General features: G+C 62.1%; 13 protein-coding genes and 1 tRNA gene. 8 read left to right on the forward strand and 6 right to left on the reverse strand.

What is annotated here, in order from left to right; all coding sequences use genetic code 11:
- Positions 1-49 precede the first annotated feature (49 nt).
- Together KW842_RS22245 and KW842_RS22250 are read left to right on the forward strand one after the other, a co-directional pair.
- Entirely contained in the window at positions 50-2,071 is a 2,022-nt protein-coding gene (locus KW842_RS22245; RefSeq protein WP_218306316.1) for a M13 family metallopeptidase, read from the forward strand.
- A 93-nt stretch (positions 2,072-2,164) separates the two neighbouring features.
- Positions 2,165-4,201 carry a M13 family metallopeptidase gene (locus KW842_RS22250; RefSeq protein ID WP_218306450.1) on the forward strand — a complete coding sequence of 679 codons (2,037 nt, stop codon included), beginning with the start codon at positions 2,165-2,167 and terminating at the stop codon, positions 4,199-4,201.
- 35 nt (positions 4,202-4,236) lie between these two features.
- On the opposite strand, the gene KW842_RS22255 is transcribed toward KW842_RS22250, so the two are convergent.
- Positions 4,237-4,800: a PIN domain-containing protein gene (locus KW842_RS22255; RefSeq protein WP_218306317.1), complete on the reverse strand. Its 564-nt coding sequence runs from the start codon at positions 4,798-4,800 to the stop codon at positions 4,237-4,239.
- Positions 4,800-5,009 (reverse strand): hypothetical protein, encoded by a 210-nt coding sequence (locus KW842_RS22260; RefSeq protein WP_218306318.1) that lies wholly within the window; start codon positions 5,007-5,009, stop codon positions 4,800-4,802. The genes KW842_RS22255 and KW842_RS22260 overlap by 1 nt, the downstream gene beginning before the upstream one ends.
- Before the next feature lie 78 nt (positions 5,010-5,087).
- Between KW842_RS22260 and KW842_RS22265 the strand changes: the two genes are divergently transcribed.
- On the forward strand, positions 5,088-5,648 hold the full coding sequence (locus tag KW842_RS22265) for a hypothetical protein (protein WP_218306319.1): 561 nt from the start codon (positions 5,088-5,090) through the stop codon (positions 5,646-5,648).
- A gap of 45 nt (positions 5,649-5,693) precedes the next feature.
- Here the strand turns inward: KW842_RS22265 and KW842_RS22270 are convergent, their stop codons facing one another.
- Complete coding sequence (locus KW842_RS22270; RefSeq protein ID WP_218306320.1) at positions 5,694-6,245, reverse strand: cytochrome c5 family protein; 552 nt, start codon at positions 6,243-6,245, stop codon at positions 5,694-5,696.
- A gap of 202 nt (positions 6,246-6,447) precedes the next feature.
- Between KW842_RS22270 and KW842_RS22275 the strand changes: the two genes are divergently transcribed.
- A tRNA-Arg gene (locus KW842_RS22275) sits at positions 6,448-6,523 on the forward strand.
- Positions 6,524-6,580: 57 nt separating this feature from the next.
- Here KW842_RS22275 and KW842_RS27630 read toward each other — a convergent pair.
- Positions 6,581-6,706, reverse strand: a complete 126-nt coding sequence (locus KW842_RS27630; protein ID WP_255584408.1) for a hypothetical protein — start codon at positions 6,704-6,706, stop codon at positions 6,581-6,583.
- A 58-nt stretch (positions 6,707-6,764) separates the two neighbouring features.
- Here KW842_RS27630 and KW842_RS22280 point away from each other — a divergent pair, with 58 nt between their 5' ends.
- Entirely contained in the window at positions 6,765-8,309 is a 1,545-nt protein-coding gene (locus tag KW842_RS22280; protein ID WP_229223858.1) for a glycoside hydrolase 43 family protein, read from the forward strand.
- Here KW842_RS22280 and KW842_RS22285 read toward each other — a convergent pair.
- Positions 8,303-9,802 carry a glycosyl hydrolase family 28 protein gene (locus KW842_RS22285; protein ID WP_218306322.1) on the reverse strand — a complete coding sequence of 500 codons (1,500 nt, stop codon included), beginning with the start codon at positions 9,800-9,802 and terminating at the stop codon, positions 8,303-8,305. The genes KW842_RS22280 and KW842_RS22285 overlap by 7 nt on opposite strands.
- On the reverse strand, positions 9,799-12,870 hold the full coding sequence (locus tag KW842_RS22290; RefSeq protein ID WP_218306323.1) for a TonB-dependent receptor domain-containing protein: 3,072 nt from the start codon (positions 12,868-12,870) through the stop codon (positions 9,799-9,801). The genes KW842_RS22285 and KW842_RS22290 overlap by 4 nt, the downstream gene beginning before the upstream one ends.
- Before the next feature lie 190 nt (positions 12,871-13,060).
- Between KW842_RS22290 and KW842_RS22295 the strand changes: the two genes are divergently transcribed.
- From KW842_RS22295 to KW842_RS22305, 3 genes are all read left to right on the forward strand, one after another.
- Positions 13,061-15,172: a hypothetical protein gene (locus tag KW842_RS22295; protein WP_218306324.1), complete on the forward strand. Its 2,112-nt coding sequence runs from the start codon at positions 13,061-13,063 to the stop codon at positions 15,170-15,172.
- Between the two features lie 19 nt (positions 15,173-15,191).
- The gene (locus KW842_RS22300) at positions 15,192-17,021 is read left to right on the forward strand and encodes a glycosyl hydrolase family 28 protein (protein ID WP_307729863.1); all 1,830 of its coding nucleotides are present in this window, start codon (positions 15,192-15,194) and stop codon (positions 17,019-17,021) included.
- A gap of 105 nt (positions 17,022-17,126) precedes the next feature.
- Positions 17,127-19,280 carry an ATP-binding protein gene (locus tag KW842_RS22305; RefSeq protein WP_218306325.1) on the forward strand — a complete coding sequence of 718 codons (2,154 nt, stop codon included), beginning with the start codon at positions 17,127-17,129 and terminating at the stop codon, positions 19,278-19,280.
- The last annotated feature ends 73 nt before the right edge of the window (positions 19,281-19,353 follow it).

The following is a 19,353-nucleotide window of genomic DNA, read 5'->3' on the forward strand; positions in this document are numbered from 1 at the left end:
ACGTGTGGCTTTTTTGCTATTGTTCCTGGATAACAGGAGAGGCAAGAATATGAAAACACATCTGCTCAGCGCCCTGATGGTGGCGCTGCTGGCCACGGCCGGCGTCCAGGCGCAAACCAAGACCTCGGGCGTGGACATCGCCAATATCGACGCTGCGGTGCGGCCGCAGGACGATTTCTTCCAGCACCTGAACGGCAAGTGGCTGGCCAAAACGGACATCCCGGCCGACAAATCCAGCTGGGGTTCCTTCGAAAAGCTGGACGACGACACCAAGCCGCAGCTGCGCGCGCTGATCGAAGGCGCGGCCGCCAATCAGGCGGGCAGCCCGGAAGCGCAGCGCATCGGCGACTTCTACGCCAGCTACATGAATGAGGCCAAGCTGGAAGAACTGCGCCTGCTGCCGCTGAAGGCCGACTTCGAGCGCATCGCCGCCCTCAACGACAAGCGCCTGATACCGGGCCTGATCGCCCACTTCAACCGCAATGGCTACACGGCGCCGTACGGCTTCGCCATCCACCAGGACAACAAGGATTCGACCAAGTATGTGGCGGATCTGTACCAGGACGGCCTGAGCCTGCCTGACCGCGATTACTACCTGAAGAAATCGGACAAGAAACTGGCCGAGGCCCTGGCCAAGTATGAGCAGCACGTCAGCAAGATGCTGGCGCTGGCAGGCAACGCCAACGCTGCGGCCGACGCCAAGGCCATCATCGCGCTGGAAACGCAAATCGCCAAGCTGCAATGGACCAAGGTGCAGCTGCGCGATCCGGTCAAGGCCTACAACAAGGTGCCGCTGAACAAGCTGTCCAAGCTGGCCCCAGGCTACGACTGGACGACCTGGCTGAACGACACCGGCATCGGCGGCAAGGTCGACTACGTCATCGTCAGCCAGCCGAGCTACATCAGCGGCTTCAACAAGCTGCTCAGTAAGACCCCGCTGGCGACCTGGAAGGTGTACTTCCAGTGGCAGGTTCTGCACGCCAACGCAGCTTATCTGGCCAGGGATTTCGCGCTGGAGCACTTCGCCTTCTACGGCAAGGTGCTGAGCGGCATTGATGAACAGCCGCCGCGCTGGAAACGCGGCGTCAACGCCACCGATGGCGCGCTGGGCGAAGCGCTGGGCAAGCTATACGTCGAACAGCACTTCCCGGCCGAGCGCAAGGCGCGCATGGAAGCGCTGGTGAAGAATCTGCTTGAGGCGTTCAGGGAAAGCATCAACACGCTGGACTGGATGGGACCGGAAACCAAAAAACAGGCGCAGGAAAAGCTGGCCAAGTTCACCACCAAGATCGGCTATCCGAACAAGTGGCGCGATTACTCGAAGCTGGTGGTGTCCAAGGATGACCTGGTGGGCAATGTGCGCCGTTCGCAGGTGTTCGAGTACGAAAAGGAAATCGGCAAGCTGGGCAAGCCGATCGACCGCGACGAATGGGGCATGACGCCGCAAACCGTCAACGCCTATTACAACCCGGAGCTGAACGAGATCGTGTTCCCGGCCGTGATCCTGCAGCCGCCGTTCTTTGATGCGGACGCCGACGACGCGGTCAACTACGGCGCCATCGGCGCGGTGATCGGCCACGAGATCAGCCATGGTTTCGACGATCAGGGCGCGCAGTACGACGGCGACGGCAATCTGCGCGACTGGTGGAGCAAGGCCGACCACAAGAACTTCGCCGCCAAGACCAGGATGCTGGTCAAGCAGTACAACGGCTACAGCCCGGTCAAGGGCTACTTCGTCAACGGCGAGCTGACGCTGGGCGAGAACATCGCCGACAACAGCGGCGCGGCGATCGCCTACAAGGCTTACCTGATCTCGCTGAAAGGCCAGCCGGCGCCGGTGATCGATGGCCTGAGCGGCCAGCAGCGCTTCTACATGGGCTTCGGCCAGGTGTGGCGCTCGAAAATCCGCGACGCGCAGCAAATCGTGTATCTGAAAACCGATCCGCATTCGCCGGATCAGTTCCGCGCCAATGGCACGGTGCGTAACCAGCCGGGCTTCTACGAAGCCTTTGGCGTCAAGCCGGGCGACAAAATGTATCTTGCGCCCAAAGACCGCGTCATCATGTGGTGATGTGATATAAAGCAGCACGGCCCATGTGAGCAATGGGCCTTCATTCAAACATAGAAGGAAATCCTCGTGAAACGTCATCTCGTAAGTGCATTGATGCTGAGCCTGATCGCAGGCCTGGCTGGTGCTGCGGACAGCGCCAAAAGCGCCGCCCCTGCCAGCGCCAAAGTAGCAAGCAAGCCGACTTCCGGCATTGCCGTCGAATACATCGATCCGGCCGTGCGCGTGCAGGACGACCTGTTTAACCACATGAATGGCAAGTGGCTGGCGACGACTGAAATCCCGGCCGACAAATCGAGCTGGGGCTCGTTCGCCAAACTGCGCGATGACATCCAGCCGCAGCTGCGCGCGATTATCGAAGGCGCGGCCGCCAACAAGGCTGGCGGCGCTGAAGCGCAGCGCATCGGCGACTTCTACGCCAGCTTCATGGATGAAGCCAAGCTGGAGCAACTGGGCGCGACACCGCTGAACGCGGAACTGGCCAAGGTTGCCGCACTCAAGGACAAGAAACAGCTGCCGGCGCTGATCTCGCACTTCAACCAGATCGGCGTGACCGCACCGTACAACTACGGCATCCACCAGGACAACAAGGATTCGACCAAGTACGTGGCCGACATCTACCAGGACGGCTTGAGCCTGCCGGACCGCGACTACTACCTGAAGGCGGACGACAAGAAACTGGCCGACACGCTGGCCAAGTATGAACTGCACGTTGGCAAAATGCTGACCCTGGCCGGCGACGCGCACGGCGCGACCACCGCCCACGCCGTGGTCGAGTTCGAAAAAGAACTGGCCAAGCTGCAATGGACCAAGGTTGAGCTGCGCGACCCGATCAAGGCCTACAACAAGGTCGACATCGCCAAGCTGGGCGAAGTAGCGCCAGGCTACGACTGGAACGCCTACCTGATCGATGCCGGCGTGGCTGGCAAAGCCACTTACGTCATCGTCAGCCAGCCTAGCTACCTGAAAGGCCTGACCGCGCTGCTGGAAAGCACCCCGCTGGACACGCTGAAAGCCTATTTCCAATGGCAAGTGGTGCGCACGCACGCGCCTTACCTGAGCAAAGCCTTCGTCGATGAAAACTTCGCCTTCTACGGCACCGTGCTGAGCGGCGTTACCGAACAGCGTCCGCGCTGGAAGCGTGGCGTGCAAGTGAGCGAAGGCGCGCTGGGCGAAGCTGTCGGCAAACTGTACGTGGCGGAACACTTCCCGGCCGAACGCAAGGCGCGCATGGAAGCGCTGGTGAAAAACCTGCTGGCTTCGTACAAGACCAGCATCGACAAGCTGGACTGGATGACCCCGGTCACCAAGAAGCAGGCGCAAGCCAAGCTCGCCAAGTTCACCTACAAAATCGGCTACCCGAACAAATGGCGCGACTACTCGGCGCTGACCATCAGCAAGGATGATCTGGTCGGCAACGTGATCCGTTCGCACCAGTTCGACTACAACAAAGAGCTGAACAAACTGGGCAAACCAATCGACCGCGACGAATGGGGCATGACGCCGCAAACCGTCAACGCCTACTACAACCCGGAGATGAACGAAATCGTCTTCCCGGCGGCGATCCTGCAAGCACCGTTCTTTGACGCGGATGCCGATGACGCGGTCAACTACGGCGCCATCGGCGGCGTGATCGGCCACGAAATCAGCCATGGCTTCGACGACCAGGGCGCACAGTACGACGGCGACGGCAATCTGCGTGACTGGTGGACCGCAGCCGACCACAAAGCCTTCTCGGCCAAAACCAAGATGCTGGTCGAGCAGTACAACCAGTTCAGCCCGCTGCCAGGCTACCACGTCAACGGTGAGCTGACGCTGGGCGAAAACATTGCCGACAATAGCGGCGTGGCGATTGCCTACAAAGCCTACAAGCTGTCGCTGAAAGGCAAGAAGGCGCCGGTACTGGACGGCCTGACCGGCGACCAGCGCTTCTATATGGGCTTCGCACAAGTGTGGCGCATGAAGATGCGTGAAGCGGCGCAGATCCAGCAAATCAAGACCGACCCGCACTCGCCAGGCCAATTCCGCGCCAACGGCCCGATGCGCAACCAGCCGGGCTTCTACGAAGCCTTCGGCGTCAAACAGGGCGACAAAATGTACCTCGCCCCGAAAGACCGCGTCATCATGTGGTAACCAAGTAAGTAAGGCCGCAGCAATGCGGCCTTTTTTTATAGCAAATTCAATTTGTCTTGCAGCAGCGTGGCTAACTTGGGCAAGCCCTGCTGTTCATACGTGGTGATCAGCTCTCGCGCCGTCTTTGGCGGATTTTTCAGTCGCTGGCGTAGCGTTTTTACAGCGTGCTGCGCGTCAGCCTCACTCCGCGCGAATAGCGATACGCAAAAATCATCGGGATGGACAATCGTGATGTTGGCCTGCTGCCCAAAATCCTTCTTATTAAAAGTAACGATTGCGTTGGCCCGACAAGTGATGGCTGCGGCAAGCACGTGCCGGTCCTCGGGGTCTGGCAATACAAGCGAATCAATTAGATGTTCATAGTGCAGAACCAGGCTATTCTCAATAGCTCGGTTCATCAGCGTGGCGGTGCGATGGAGTGCGGCTGCTTGTAAGTCTTGACGATGCGAGAGCACGGCGGTGATCCACTCATTCTGAATCATCTCTGTCCAGCGCGCCCGATATAAATCTTCTGCGGCCAAGCTGAGCAGCAAATCGCGTAGCGGCGCTGGATAGAGTACGCACGCATCCAGTACCGCTATTTCGCTATTGACTGTCATCAGTAGCCCATGTTTAGCTCCTGCGCCTGGGTGACGAGCTGCTGGAGCGCGTGTTGTGATTTACTTCGCTGTTTTTCCTTGTATTCCGTCAGGCTTTCCATGCTGACTTGGCCTTGGTCGAGCAAGTGCTGGAGGTACTCTGTGGATACGTTCAAAAAATCTGCCGCGTGCGCTAGTCTCTCATCATCATCGATCAGAACTGTGGTCATGGTGATTCTCCTCAAAATAGCAAGCTGCCGCTCGTTTCAGAGTAAACTAATGCCTTCCAATTTCAAGAGCCAGACATCATGCGTTTGCGCTACATCGCATCTTCTTTTGTTTTGCCATTGCTGCTGAGTGCCTGCGGCGATTCTTATACGCCGGTCGATGTGTATATGGCCAAGACGCCCGAGTGCAAGGACTGGCAGGAGGGCTCGCGCTTTGAGTTGCCGCGCGGGATGAGTATTTCGACCTCGCCGCCGGTCACGCTGCCGGACGGCGGCGCCGAGTTCACTTTTGTGTATCTGGTGCCGCGCGGCGAGCGGGCGATGTTTGTCAGCCGCGATTACAACGTGACCGAGCCGAAAGGCCCTGTCATCGCCAAGGCGGAGCTGGTCACCTTCTATCAGCGCACCACCAATTCCCCGGCCGAAATCGTCGAGGCGATTCCGAAAGTGCCGGATATGCTGATCGCCGGCGCCACCGGCGCGGAAACCATCTGGCGCGTGCGCCTGCGCGTGACGCAGAAACTGCCGGACCGCTTCGACGTGGTCCCGCCAGCCTTCGAGATCGCGCTGAACAAATATCCGGTGCGCACCTTCACCTACCGCTACTTCCCGGACCGCAAAGCTTACGGCCTGTGCAGCTAATAAAAAACCGGCCGCGAGGGCCGGTTTTCTTTGCACAGGAGCCGCTTACTTGTGCGGTTCCGAAGCAGCCGGTGCAGCTGCTGCTGGCGCAGGAACTTCAGGCTCCTTGAACTTGCCTCCCGACGCGTTGGCCATGTAGACCACGGCGCGTGCGACTTCCACATCGTCCAGGTCCGGATTGCCGCCTTTGGCCGGCATCGCGCGCAAGCCTTCGATGGCGTGCTTGAGGACGGTGTCGTAGCCCTGGGCGATACGGCCGCTCCACGAACCGGCGTCGCCGAACTTCGGTGCGCCCGCTACGCCGGCGCCATGGCAGGCCGCGCAGGTGGTGTTGTAGATGACTTCGCCGGTCTGCAGCACTTTGGGGCCGCTGGCGTCTTTCAGCGTATAGCCTTCGTCTGCAACCGGAGCGATGCGGGTGGCGACCGCGTCGGGTTCCTGGCTGCCGGAACCGGCGCCAGTCAACTTATCGGTTGTGACAAATTTGACTAACAGGACGATGCCGAAGATAACTACGACGAAGAAGCCGATAACGGCGACGGCGAGTTGTTTGGGCGTTTTGATTGCGGATTCGTGTTCGTTGTGTGCGTCGCTCATGATTTCCTTAAGAGACTGATTTCAAGCCAGGGTGGCGCGAAGAATTAATAGCAGCTGCCTTGTAAAAACCTTCACCAAACGGCTGATTATAGACACAAGAATGCCGCGAGGGAAACGCAAACTTGTTGAAAACGACACTGCCCCATGGACGGGAGGCGATAAAAACGGTATCCTACGGCACGCCTTCGCGTATCCCCCTGTCGCGGCTGTAGCTCAGTGGATAGAGTATTGGCCTCCGAAGCCAAGGGTCACTGGTTCGATCCCAGTCAGCCGCACCAAGTTTCTCCATATAATCAATCGCTTAGCTGATTTTGCATGCTGCATTGCAGCGCAAATCAGTTTTTGCGCCCTATGCTGCGGCGCGCCAAAAAACCATCGGATTTTTCTGCAACATTTTTGACTTGCATCAAAAAAGCCAGCAATACTTTTGAGGGCTTTTGCTCAGCATGTTGATTGCCCACGCGCGCAAGCTCATGGTCTACTGCGTAGCTATCAAAAGGATGGAGACTGCTTGTGAAAATGCGGAATATGGCGCTGGCTCTGGCGCTGCTGTGCGGCTCGGCCGGTGCGGTGGAATACACCAATCCTGTGCTCTACGCGGATTATTCCGATCCCGACGTTATCCGCGTTGGGGACGATTACTACATGGTGGCATCCAGCTTCCATTTCTCGCCCGGCATCCCGGTGCTGACGTCGAAGGACCTGGTGAACTGGAAGATCGCCGGCCACGTCCTGCCCAAGCTGAACTTCCATCCTTCCTACGATATGTCGCCGACCTATCCGCTGACCGACGCCGTCTCCAAGCCGGTCGGCGACAGCCTGCGCTACGCTGGCGGCGTATGGGCGCCGTCGATACGCTTCCACAAAGGCCTGTTCTACGTGTACTGGGCCACGCCGGGCGAAGGCATCTTCATGAGCACCGCCACCGATCCCGCCGGCGCATGGGCCGAACCGGTGATGGTGCTGGAAGGCGCTGGCTACGAGGATCCCTGCCCGTTCTGGGACGACGATGGCAAGGCTTACCTGATTCATTCCAAGGTCGGCGCCGGTCCCGGCATCCTGCATGCGATGAGTGCGGACGGCAAGACACTGCTCGACGCCGGCAAGACCATCATCGAAGACAAAGTCAATCTGCCGGTGTTTGAAGGCCCCAAGGTCTACAAGCGCAATGGCTATTACTACGTCTTCGCACCGATCGGCGGCGTGGGGACAGGGCCGCAAGCTGTGCTGCGTTCGCGCAGCATCGACGGACCATATGAGACGCACCTGGCGCTCAAGCCGGGCAATGGCCTCGACGGGCCGCACCAGGGCGGCTATGTGGAGACGCCTTCCGGGCAGGGCTGGTTCCTGCATTTCAACAGCACTGGCGCGTTTGGCCGCATCGTGCATCTGCAACCGGTGGTATGGAAGGATGACTGGCCGATCATGGGCGATCAGACCATGCCGGTGCTGAAGCACGCGTATCCGGACACCGCGCAGCAATCGCGCGATTACAAGCTACAGGACAGCGATGAGTTCTCGTCCGCAAAGCTGGGCTTGCAATGGTCGTGGAATCACAATCCCGATAATGCGCGCTGGAGCCTGACGCAGCGGCCCGGCTTCATGCGCATCCAGGCCAGCAAATCGGCATATCTGGTCGGCGCGCGCAATACGCTGACGCAGATCCTGCAAGGCCCGCAGTCGCACATCACCACACGCATCGAACTGGCCGGCATGGCTGATACGCAGCGCGCCGGCTTAAGCCTGTTCGGCGTAAAAGTGCCGTGGGCGGGCGTGGTGAAGGAGGGCGGCGCCAGCTACATCACGTATTCCAACGCCGGCGAGGAAATGCGCGGCGCCAGGATCACCGCCGCTGCCGTGATCCTGCGCGCCGTGGTGAAGCAGGATCAGACGGTGCAGTTCTCCTACGCGCTCAATGAAAACGGGCCGTACACGAATGTAGGCCCGGTGACGGAGCTGGCGAAGTTCTCATGGTGGAAGGGCAGTCGGCCTGCCGTCTTCACGTATGTGAAAGGCGGCCAGGCCGGCTATATCGACGTGGACTGGTTCCGCGTCGCTCACTGACGGCAGGCGTCGGCCAGCACTTCCGGCCGCGCGTCCTTGCTGCTGCTGCGGAAGCGTACCCGCTGCAAGGTCAGGTGGCGGATGTGCCGCGCCCACAAGCCATACGCCGGCATCACCTTCTGGAACATATGCGGATCGGGATACTCGGCCGGCGCATCGGGAATGCTGCGCGGATCGGCGCCCGGTTCGCTGGCCGCTGCCATGCCCAGGTCTACATCGCGCAACAGTACATGCTCGATCTGTGCCGCTTCGATGCCGGTGAAGAAGGAGCCGCGCACGCCATTGTCATCACCGCTGATGCGGTCGTAGACGATATAGCGCAGCACGCCCGGACCGGGACGCTTTTGTTCCGGCTGCACCCGCCCGCGATCGCCCAGCCGCAGGAACAAAGGGCTTTCGGCGCGCACGATGCGGATGTCGTGCACCAGCACCCGCTCCAGCGTGCCGCCGTCGACGATTTCCCACGAGATGCCGCCGTCCGCCTTGCGCCGGTTGATGGCGCGCATATCGGCCGCCGGCCCGCCCAGCGTGACGTTACGCACCAGTACATTGCGGAACACGTCCTGTGAGTCGGTGCCGAATTTGAGGGCATTGCAGGTGCTGTAGAACTGGCAGTGTTCGATCAGAATGTTTTCCGCCAGCCGCTGCCCGGCGCCCTTGAAGCACATTGCGTCGTCCTGCGCGTTGATGAAGCAGTTGCGCACAATGACGCGGCGGCAGCTGTCGATATCCAGGCCGTCGTTGTTGTGATTGGCCTGGTTTTCGACGTGGATGCCATCCACCAGCAGGTCTTCGCAGTTCAGGTAGTTCTGCATCCAGCACGGAGAGTCTTTCATGTGGATGTCACGCACCACCACCTGCTTGCAGTCGATCACGCGGATGATGAAGGGCCGGCCTGGCGTGGAGCCCACCGTTTCCTCGCCGGGGAAGTTGGCTTTGCTGCCGCGACCGTCGATCAGTCCCTTGCCGCCGATGCCGATGCGTTCGCAGCCTTCGGCGAAGATCAGCGACTGGTTCATGCCCATATTGGTGTCCTGCACCGTGCGGCGTTGGGCGCGATGTTCGGGATAGTCCTTGAGGTTGGTGCTGGCCAGCAGGCGCGCACCTTCGGCGACCTCGAACATCACGCCCGAGCGCAGCACGATGGTGCCGCTGATGTAATCGCCTTTCGACAGCCGCACCGTGCCGCCGCCGGCCGCTGCGCAGGCTTCCACCGCGCGCTGAATGGCGGCCGTGGCAGCCATCCCGGCCGCAAGCCCGCCGTGCTCCTCCGGTGTGAACACGCGCGCTGGCACCGGCCATGGCTTCAGCGTCCGCGTCAGTTGCGCCGCCATGGCGTCCAGATCGCGCCGCAGCGCATCAGCCCAGGCCACATCCGGCTTGCAGCTCGACGGCGCGCTTGCGGCGCGCGCCAGCGGCAGGCTCAAGCCGCCGAACAGGCCGGCCCCGAGTGCCAGCGTCATGCGCCGGCGTTGCAGGTGGCGGCCGTTCACAGCTTGACGTTCAGGCTGAAGAACAGATTGCGGCCCAGCGGGTCGTAGGTCGCGGCGATGGTGTTATTCGCCGGCAGCTGCGAGGAGCCCAGCACTGGCGGATCTTTGTCCAGCACGTTGCGGATGCCGGCCGTCAGGTTGATGTTCTTGGTGAATTCCCAGCCCGCCGTCAGATCCAGATAGGTGTAAGCCTTGATCTTCGGATTGGTCAGCGTTTCCAGCGCTGGCGGCGTGCCGCCCTGGCCTTGCGGCAGCACATAGGTATCCACCGTCACGCTGCCGAGGTAGCGGGCGCGCGCCGACAGCATCAGCTTGCCCGTGTTCATGGTCAGGCGCGCCGTGCCTTTCCACTTCGGCACCGGCTGGCCGCAGGTCTGGCCAAAGCTGCCGACGCACTGGTTGGTGATGTTCGGCAGGTCCTGGATTGGCGTGAAGGTCAGCTCTTTCACGTAGGTCCAGTTGGTGCTGAAGTTCCAGCGCGTGTCCGCACCCATCAGACCCCATGAAGTCTTGAAGTTGTAGTTGCCTGCAAAGTCGTAGCCTTCGGTCTTGATGCCGCCGATATTGGCCGCCGTGGTCATCACATAGGTCGGTGCGGCGATCTGGCCGGTGATCGGGTCGCGGTTGATGGCCTTGCAGTAGACGCTGTTGGCGTTCTGGATGGTGTTGTAGCACAGGTTCAGCACCGACTGGATGCCGCCGCCGCCGAGCGTGGAGATCGCATCGTCCAGCGTGATCTTGTAGTAGTCCAGGCTCATTTGCAGGCCAGGCACGGCGCGCGGTGCGAACACTGCGCCGACGGTGGTGGTGTGCGAGGTTTCCGCTTTCAGGTTGGGATTGCCGCCGACGATTTGCGTGATGAAGTTGGTCGGCTGCACCGACTGGTCAAACACCAGGTTGGCCGGTACGCCGGTGGCCTGGCACAGCGCGCGCACGGCGGCGGTCTGCTGCGATGCAGGCTGGCGGCTGGAGCATGGGTCGGTGGCGGTTGGGCCGTTGGTGCCCTGGCCGCCAAACAGTTCGCCGACGTTCGGCGCGCGGATCGACTTCTGCTTCTGTGCGCGGAAGGTCAGGCTTTCCACCGGCGTCCATTCGGTGCCGACCGAGTTGGTCCAGACCTTGCCGACCGATTCTATGTCATAGTCGGAGCGGCGGAAGGCGCCGCTCAGGCTCAGGCTCTTGGCAAATGGCAGATCATTCAGCAGCGGCACGCGCGCCTCGCCGAAGATTTCCTTGACCGTCGATTCGCCTTCGGTGGCGCGCGCCGCGTTCCAGCCCGACACGTCGCCGGAAGACAGATAGGCATCCGGCGAATAACGGCTGTAAGCGTGGCGGTGTTCCACGCCGGTAGAGAAGTCGACCGGACCGGTCGGCAGTTCCAGCAGCTTGCCGCTCAAGTTGGCCGCCAGCCCTTGCTGCTCGGCGGTGATGGTGGAATTGGACGAGATGCCGACCGCATTGCGCGCCGTCTCGGTGATGTTCTGGCCGAATGGATTCAGCACCGGCGCCGCGCCGCTTTGCGACAGGATCGAGTTCTGGAAGCGGCTCAGCGAAATCGAACCGGACTGGAACTGCGACTCGGTGGTGCGGCTATTGGTGTAGTACATATCGTAGCGCAGGTCGGTCAGGTATTTTTCCGACAGATCGTTCAGATAGCCTTTCAGGCCCAGCGCGATGCGGAAGGTCTGGTGCTCGGTTGATGCGGCACGGGTGCCGATATCGTTTAGCCGGCGGTTCAGATTGAGTACCGCCAGGCCGTCGCCCGGCGTGGTGGACAAGGTCTGCGTGCCATTGGTGACGCGGGTGGTGCCGGACTCCTTCAAGTCCAGCTGGCGCAGCACTTCCTGCATCTGCGGGCTCAGATAAGGATTGTTGGTGTTGACCAGGAAGTTGCCGCTGGCGCTGGTCGGCGCGATTTGCACATTGGCGGTGTTGGTGCTGAAATGGACCTCGCTGTAGCCGGTGGCGTGTTCGTTGAAATCATAGTGGGCAAGTGCATTGGCGACCCAGCGTTTTTGCGGCGTGATGATGTAGGACAGTGGCGCCAGGTCATACGCGTCGGCCGTGGTGTAAGGGCGGATCGCCTTGCCGGTGGCGTCGAACATCGCGCCCAGGGTGCTCATGTTTTGCAGGCCAGCCGCCGCCATCGCCGCATCCAGCGCGGCATTCGAGCCGGACGAGCCATACAGCGGCAGGTTGCCGATGCGGCCGGTCGGTATCGTCGACGAGCCGCTGTACACCAGGCCAGGACGGCCACCGGCCGACAAGCAGGTCTGGCCGGATGGGACGCTCAGCGGCGTGCCGGCCTTGGTGGACGACCAGGTCGCAGCGGTCACGCAGCCATCGCCCAGCGACGGTGTCGAGTAGCCGCCCAGATCACCGCGCGTCATGCCTTCGCGGTCCTGATAGTTGATGGAGATGACGGCGTTGCCCTTCTTGTTGTCGAAGTTGCCGCCGACGGTCAGGTCGATGCTCTTGGTTGGCGTGTGGGTCGGCTGGTCCCAGTTGCCCTGTACGCCGATTTCGACGCCTTCAAAATTATCCTTGAGGATGAAGTTGACCACGCCGGAAATCGCATCCGAGCCGTAGACAGCGGACGAGCCACCGGTCACCGTCTCGATCCGTTTGACCAGCGCGGTAGGGATGGTGTTGATGTCGGTGGTGAAGTCCGGGCCGGTGATGGCGTAGCGGCGGCCGTTGACCAGCACCAGGTTGCGCGTCGGCCCCAGGTTGCGCAGGTTCAGCGTCGAGGTGCCGGATGGCTGGCCAGCCTGCACCGTGTTGGCGGTGGGGCTGTTCAACTGGTTGGCGGTGAATTGCGGCGTGTCGTTGAGCAGGTTTTCCAGATTCTGCGTACCGGACACCTTCAGTTCCTGGGCGTCCACCACGGTGACGGGCGTGGGGGCCAGGAAGCCGCGGTTGACCAGCCGGGAACCGGTGATCACCACTTTGTTTTCTTCTGCTGCGTTGGGGGGAGCTGCTGCTTCCTTCACTTCCTGTGCGCCGGCGCTGATGGTGGTGGCAAGCAGCAGGATGGCTTGAACAATCGCGGTATGCTTCGTTTTCATTATTGTCTCCTCTTCGGGTTATTGCCGTTGAGCGGCTTAGCCGATGGTGGTGGCTTGCGATAAGCACGTCAATCATCGACCGCTCAAGGCCGTGAGCAAATCCGCTATAGTCATCAAGTTGATCAATTGGGCCCCAAAACTGTTGCATTTGGTGGGTATGATCAACGTTCGTGAGCGATTGATGAGCGATATGAACAATTATTTGAAGCGCTTTCCGGCGCTGGTGTTTATTTTGTTGAGTGGCGTGGCGCTGGCTGCGCCCATAGACCGCCAGGCGCTGGTGCAGCGTCATAATCCACAGCTGAAAGCCATTGACCCGTGGGCGCCGCTGAGCGTCGGCAATGGCCAGTTCTGTTTTACCGCCGACGTCACCGGCTTGCAGACTTTCCCCGAGCATTACAGCGCCAAGGGCATTGCGCTGGAAACGCAGGCGCGCTGGTCGTGGCATGAAGATCCCAATCCCAATGGCTACAAGCTGGCCGATGCCAACCGCGATTACACCGCGCATGGCCAGACAGTGGGCTATCCGACCATCATGACCAGCCCGGCCGCGCTCTGGCTGCGCGCCAATCCCCATGTGTGGCCTTTGGGGCAGCTCAGTCTAAGGCGCGGCGACGGCAGCGCCTTGTCCATGGCGGACATCCGCGACGTCGATCAGAAGCTGGACCTGTGGAAGGGCGTGCTGACCAGCCGCTACACGGTGGATGGCCAGCCGGTCAGCGTGATGACGGCGGTCAGCCCCGGACAGGATACGCTGGCGGTGCGGATTCAATCGCCGCTGCTGGCCAGCGGCAAGCTGGCGGTGCGCCTGGCGCTGCCGCGCGGCTACGATATGAGCGTCAAGCACAATCCGCCGCTCGACTGGACGCAACCGGAGTCCCATAGCACGCGCGTGCTGGCGCAAGGCGAGCGCTCGCTGGTGCTGGAACATGCGCGCGACGCCGCGCGTTACGGCGTGGCGCTGCAGGCCGGCATGGCGATGCGGGTGAATCAGCCCGCACCGCACACCTTCCAGATCGCACCCGCGCAGGGAGCGGCACTGGACTTCACGCTGTCCTATGCTTTGGCCACGGCAGCCGAAGCGCCTGACGCTGCGGCCGTCATCGCACAAAGCACGAAGCACTGGCAGACATTCTGGCGCAGCGGCGCGGCGCTGGATTTCAGCGGCAGCAGCGATCCGCGCGCGGCCGAGTTGGAGCGGCGCGTGGTGCTGTCGCAATACCTGACGGCGATCCAGTTCGGCGGCGACTTCCCGCCGCAGGAGAGCGGCCTGACCACCACCACCTGGTTCGGCAAGCATCACACGGAAATGCTGTGGTGGCACACCGCGCACTTCGCATTGTGGGGCCGGCCGCAATACCTGGAGAACGCCTTGCGCTGGCATCAGAAGGTATTGCCGGTGGCGCGGCAGATTGCCCAGTCGCGCGGGCTGGAAGGCGCGCGCTGGCCGAAGATGACCGGGCCGGGCGGGCGCGAAAGCCCTGGCGGCAATCCGCTGATCGTCTGGAACCAGCCGCATCTCATCCACCTGGCCGAATTGCTTTACCGCGCCGCGCCCACGCCGCAAACGCTGGAGCGCTATCGCGAGCTGGTGTTCGCCACTGCCGATGCGATGTCGTCGATGCTGCACTGGGATGGCAAGCGCTATGTGCTTGGCCCGCCACTGTGGATCGCCCAGGAGATTTACGATCAATCGACCAGTATGAATCCAGCCTATGAGCTGAGTTACTGGTCCACCGGCCTGGCGCTGGCGCAGCAATGGCGCGTGCGCCTTGGCCTGGCGCCGAATCCGGCATGGGAAAAGCAGCGCCTGCAACTGTCCGCGCTGCCGCAAAAAGACGGCAAGTACGTGGCGCTGGAATCCACGCCGGATACCTGGGACAACGTCGCCAGCCGCCATGACCATCCATCTTTCCTGATGGCGCTGGGCCAGTTGCCGGGCGCCGGCGTGGACCGCGCCGTAATGCGCCGCACGCTGGACGCGGTGCTCAGCGACTGGGACTTCCATACTAAAATCTGGGGCTGGGATTATCCGATGATCGCGATGACTGCCGCGCGCCTCGATGCGGCACAGCAGGCAGTTGATGTGCTGTTGAAGACCGACGGTCCTAACAACAGTTACACCGCCGCAGGGCATAATCCGAATACCGGTCTGCCGGTCTACCTGCCTGGCAACGGTGCGCTGCTGGCGGCGGTTGCGATGATGGCCGGCGGCTGGGACGGCGCGCCGCAGCGCAACGCGCCCGGCTTCCCGCAACAGGGCTGGAAGGTAAGGGCGGAAGGTTTTCAAGCATTGCCATAACTTGCGATAAGGAGCTATTTTGCGTGAACCAGTTTTCAATCCGCGCCGACGCAGTTTCGCGCGCGCAGGGGCGGGCGTGATTGCCGGCATGGGCTTGCCGTTGGGCGTGGTGCACGCCGCTGCGACATCCCGCGATCCGTGGCTGGAGGCTGAGGCCATAGTAGCGCGCTGCCGCCGCCCAATCGCGTTCCGCCAGCAGGACTTCGAGATCACCGCCTACGGCGCCAAGCCTTGCCAGCTTGGGCAGGTGGATGGGCTGGTCGAGTACCGCAAGGAAGGCAAGCTGAATGTGCCCAGGGATGGTTCGCCTGACTGCTACGGCGCCATCAAGGCCGCCATCGCCGCCTGCCATGCGGCCGGCGGCGGCAGGGTGGTGATCCCGGCCGGGAACTGGTTGAGCTGCGGCCCGATGGTGCTGCGTTCGAATGTCCATGTGCACCTGGCGGCGGGCGCGCATCTGTACTTCAATAATAATCCGCTCGACTACGCGCGCGATGGCGACGTCGATTGCGGGCCGAACGGCAAGCTGGTCATCTCGCGCTGGCAGAGCAACGACTGCCTGAACTATTCGCCGATGGTGTACGCCTACGGCCAGGAAAACATCGCGCTGACCGGCGACGAGGGCAGTGTGATCGACGGCATGGGTGGCGTGCCGTTCAAGGACAGCAAGGATTGCTGGTGGGGCTGGGCTGGCCGCAAGCTGCCCGGCGCACCGGCCGGCGATGTCCAGAGCGTCGTCAATCCGCGCAATCCGGAAACGTTGGACGCGGTGGCGCCGTCGCTGGACCCGGCGCTACGCCGCCAGATCGAAGGCGGCCGTGCAACGTGGCGTTCGGACCACTACTTCCTGCCGGCGCTGTCGGAAGCAGGCGTGCCGCTGGCGCGGCGCGTGTTTGGCGTCGGCCATTTCCTGCGGCCGTGCATGGTGCAGTTCATCGGCTGCACCAATGTGCTGATGCAGGGTTATCGCGTGGCGGGGGCGCCGTTCTGGCTGCACCATCCAGTCAACTGCCGCAACGTCTGGTTCCGCAATGTGCAAATGGATAGCATGGGGCCCAACAGCGACGGCTTCGATCCGGATGGCTGCGATCATGTACTGGTCGAAGGCTGCACCTTCAATACCGGCGACGACTGCATCGCCATCAAGTCCGGCAAAAACCTCGACACGCAATTTGGCCCCAGCCGCAACATCGTCATCCAGGATTGCGTGATGAACAGCGGCCATGGCGGCGTCACGCTGGGCAGCGAAATGGCGGCCGGCATTGAGAATGTGTATGTGCAGAACATCGAATTCCGCAACGTCCACTGGGCCAGCAATCCGCTGTGGACGGCGATCCGCCTGAAGACCAATATGAACCGGGGCGGCTACCTGCGCCATCTGTACGCACGCAAGCTGACGCTGCCGAACGGCGTGAAGACCCAGCCGATGTTCAGCAAGCGCCTGCCTGGGGCGGAGATCGCGCCGGAGGTGGCGTCGTCGGGCGGTGGCGCGGTGATCGTGTTCGATTGCGATTATGCGCCGCAGGATGACGTGATGCGCATCCGTCCGCCGCAGGTATCGGACGTGCACATCAGCGATATCCGTGCCGCCAATGTGGTGGTCGGCAGCACGCAGCATTCGTGCTACCAGGCCTTTGTGCTGCTGGGGCCTTTGGCCTCCAGCTACAACGGCGATGCTAAGTCGCCGTTGCTGCCGATCCGCGACGTCAGCATCAGCGACAGCGATTTCGGCACGCCGCTCAACGGCGCGCAGCCCTGGTTCATCCACAATATCCAGGGCCTGAAGCTGTCCAACGTGCTCATCTCCGGAAAAAGCTACAACCTCGAAATCTCCTCAGGCACGCTATAAGTACGCTAGCGAACATAGTCGGCAAGTATCTGCATGGCATGCTGTCTGTGTTCGCAACGGGGTGATAGAATTATCGCTTCCCCCTCTCAAAAGCGAAGCCGCACAATGCAAGATCCTGTCACGCTGGACAACTGTGCGGATGAGCCTATTCATATTCCCGGCAGCATCCAGCCGCACGGCGCATTGTTGGCGTTCGATACCGACAGCATGCTGTTGGGCTGGAGCGACAACGCCGCGCAATTGCTGGGTTTGCAACTGACGCTGAACACGCCGCTGTCCGCAATGCGCCTGTCCGCCGAGGTGGCGGCCGCAGCGGCGGAGTGCGTCGATAGCATCGAGGACGGTGAAGCGCCGGCGATAGCGCTGGAAGTGAGCATCGGCGCGCTGCGCTTCGATTGCATCGTCCATGCCCACCAGTCGCGCCTCATCATCGAGTTCGAGCGGCGCGATACGCCCAGCGATACCGTTGCTGCTTTTGCACTGAAGGCGCACGCCGCCATCGACCGCCTGAAGCGGCAGAAATCCATCGACGCGTTGTTGCAGCTGGCTACCGAGCAGGTGCGTGCGATCACCGGTTTCGACCGTGTGATGGCTTACCGCTTCCACCAGGACGACAGCGGCGACGTGACCGCCGAGTCGCGCCGCGAGGATCTGGAAGCTTATCTGGGACGCCGCTATCCGGCCAGCGATATTCCGGCGCAGGCGCGGCGGCTGTACATCATCAACACGCTGCGGCTGATTGCCGATGTCAATTACACACCGTCGCCGCTGAGCGGGCGTGCCGGCGATGCGCCACTGGACCTGAGCCACAGCGTGCTGCGCAGCGTGTCGCCGGTGCACATCGAATACCTGCAGAACATGGGCGTGGGCGCGTCGATGAGCGTGTCGATCGTGGTAGCGGGCCGCTTGTGGGGGCTGCTGGCCTGTCATCATATGTCGTCGTTGCAGGTGCCGTACTCGGTGCGCATGGCGGCTGACGTGATGGCGCAGGTGATCGCCTCGCTGGTGCAATCGATGGAAGCGCGCGAAAACGCCAGGCTGGTCGAGCAATCGGCCGAGGTGCGCACGCGCGTGATGGAAACCCTGCTGCACCACGACGAACCGGCGCGCGCGCTGCTGACGCATGCGCCGGCGCTGTGCCAGTCCTTGCAGGCCGAGGCGCTGGTAATCAGCCAGTACGGCAAGCTGATGGTGCACGGCGATATCGACGCCGAATTGGCCGCGCGCATGGTGGCTTCGCTGCCGGCCGACGGCCCGGAGCTGGTGGAACGCAGTGCTGTGGGTGACTGGCCGGCGGCATTGCAGCCGGCACTGGCGCCGTGGGCAGGCTTGCTGGCGCTGCGCTTTGACTCCGTCACCTCTGGCTGGCTGCTGGCGCTGCGGCGTGAACAGATCCACACGATACGCTGGGCCGGGCGGCCGGAAAAGGTGGTGCGCATCGGCCCGCTGGGCGCGCGCCTGACGCCGCGCGGCTCCTTCGACGAATGGCGCGAGATGGTGCGCCAGCGCGCCGTGCCATGGAGCGATGCGGAACGGCTGGCGGCCAGCCAGCTGCTGGGCGAGATGCACCGCGCCAGCGTGGCCAAGCATGTGGAAACCGACCGTGCCCGCGCGCAGCTGCTGGCGATGCTGGGCCACGACCTGCGCGGCCCGCTGCATTCGATCAATATGGCAGCCACGGTGCTGCAGCATGGCGGCGCCGCCAGTACCATGAGCAGCCGCATCCAGGCCTCCAGCACGCGCATGGAGCGATTGATCAGCCAGGTGCTGGACATGAGCCGCATCAACGGCGGCCTCGGTCTGGGACTGAGCCGCAGCGCGGCCGATCTGGTGCCCTTGCTGCATGATCTGCTGGACGAGGTGCGCACCGCCCATGCCGACTTGCGCCTCGCTGTCAGCCTGCCTGCCTCGCTGACGGCGCAAATCGACAGCGACCGCATGATGCAGGTGGTGAGCAATCTGCTTAGCAACGCCCGCCACCACGGCACGCATGGCGAGCCGATTCAGGTATTGCTGGCGGAAAGCGGCAGCACGGTGCTGCTGGAAGTGCGCAATGTGGCGCCGCCGATACCGGCCGAGCTGCTGCCTACCTTGTACAGTCCGCTCAAGCACGCCTCGGTCGGCAATGTGCGCAACCGTGGCGGCCTCGGACTGGGGCTGCATATTGCGCAGGAAATCGTGCAGCAGCACGGCGGCGAGATCGCCTACCGCTACGAAGCGCCGCAGGTTATCTTTGCTGTAACACTGCCGCGCGACTAAAACTATACACTTCCACAACAATGTGGAGTTTCGGTGAAGAATTACGGCAGTTTGCAGTGTCCCGCTTGAAGCG

Origin of the sequence: Duganella sp. sic0402, from assembly GCF_019219065.1 — a bacterium.
GTDB lineage: Bacteria > Pseudomonadota > Gammaproteobacteria > Burkholderiales > Burkholderiaceae_D > Rugamonas.

What these genes read in the sequence shown, in the direction of transcription:
- KW842_RS22295 (WP_218306324.1), top strand. Translation starts at nt 13,061, where the DNA reads ATGAACAATTATTTGAAGCGCTTTCCGGCGCTGGTGTTTATTTTGTTG.
- KW842_RS22255 (WP_218306317.1), bottom strand. Translation starts at nt 4,800, where the DNA reads ATGACAGTCAATAGCGAAATAGCGGTACTGGATGCGTGCGTACTCTAT.
- KW842_RS22265 (WP_218306319.1), top strand. Translation starts at nt 5,088, where the DNA reads ATGCGTTTGCGCTACATCGCATCTTCTTTTGTTTTGCCATTGCTGCTG.
- KW842_RS22290 (WP_218306323.1), bottom strand. Translation starts at nt 12,870, where the DNA reads ATGAAAACGAAGCATACCGCGATTGTTCAAGCCATCCTGCTGCTTGCC.
- KW842_RS22250 (WP_218306450.1), top strand. Translation starts at nt 2,165, where the DNA reads ATGCTGAGCCTGATCGCAGGCCTGGCTGGTGCTGCGGACAGCGCCAAA.
- KW842_RS22280 (WP_229223858.1), top strand. Translation starts at nt 6,765, where the DNA reads ATGCGGAATATGGCGCTGGCTCTGGCGCTGCTGTGCGGCTCGGCCGGT.
- KW842_RS22305 (WP_218306325.1), top strand. Translation starts at nt 17,127, where the DNA reads ATGCAAGATCCTGTCACGCTGGACAACTGTGCGGATGAGCCTATTCAT.
- KW842_RS22260 (WP_218306318.1), bottom strand. Translation starts at nt 5,009, where the DNA reads ATGACCACAGTTCTGATCGATGATGATGAGAGACTAGCGCACGCGGCA.
- KW842_RS22270 (WP_218306320.1), bottom strand. Translation starts at nt 6,245, where the DNA reads ATGAGCGACGCACACAACGAACACGAATCCGCAATCAAAACGCCCAAA.
- KW842_RS22245 (WP_218306316.1), top strand. Translation starts at nt 50, where the DNA reads ATGAAAACACATCTGCTCAGCGCCCTGATGGTGGCGCTGCTGGCCACG.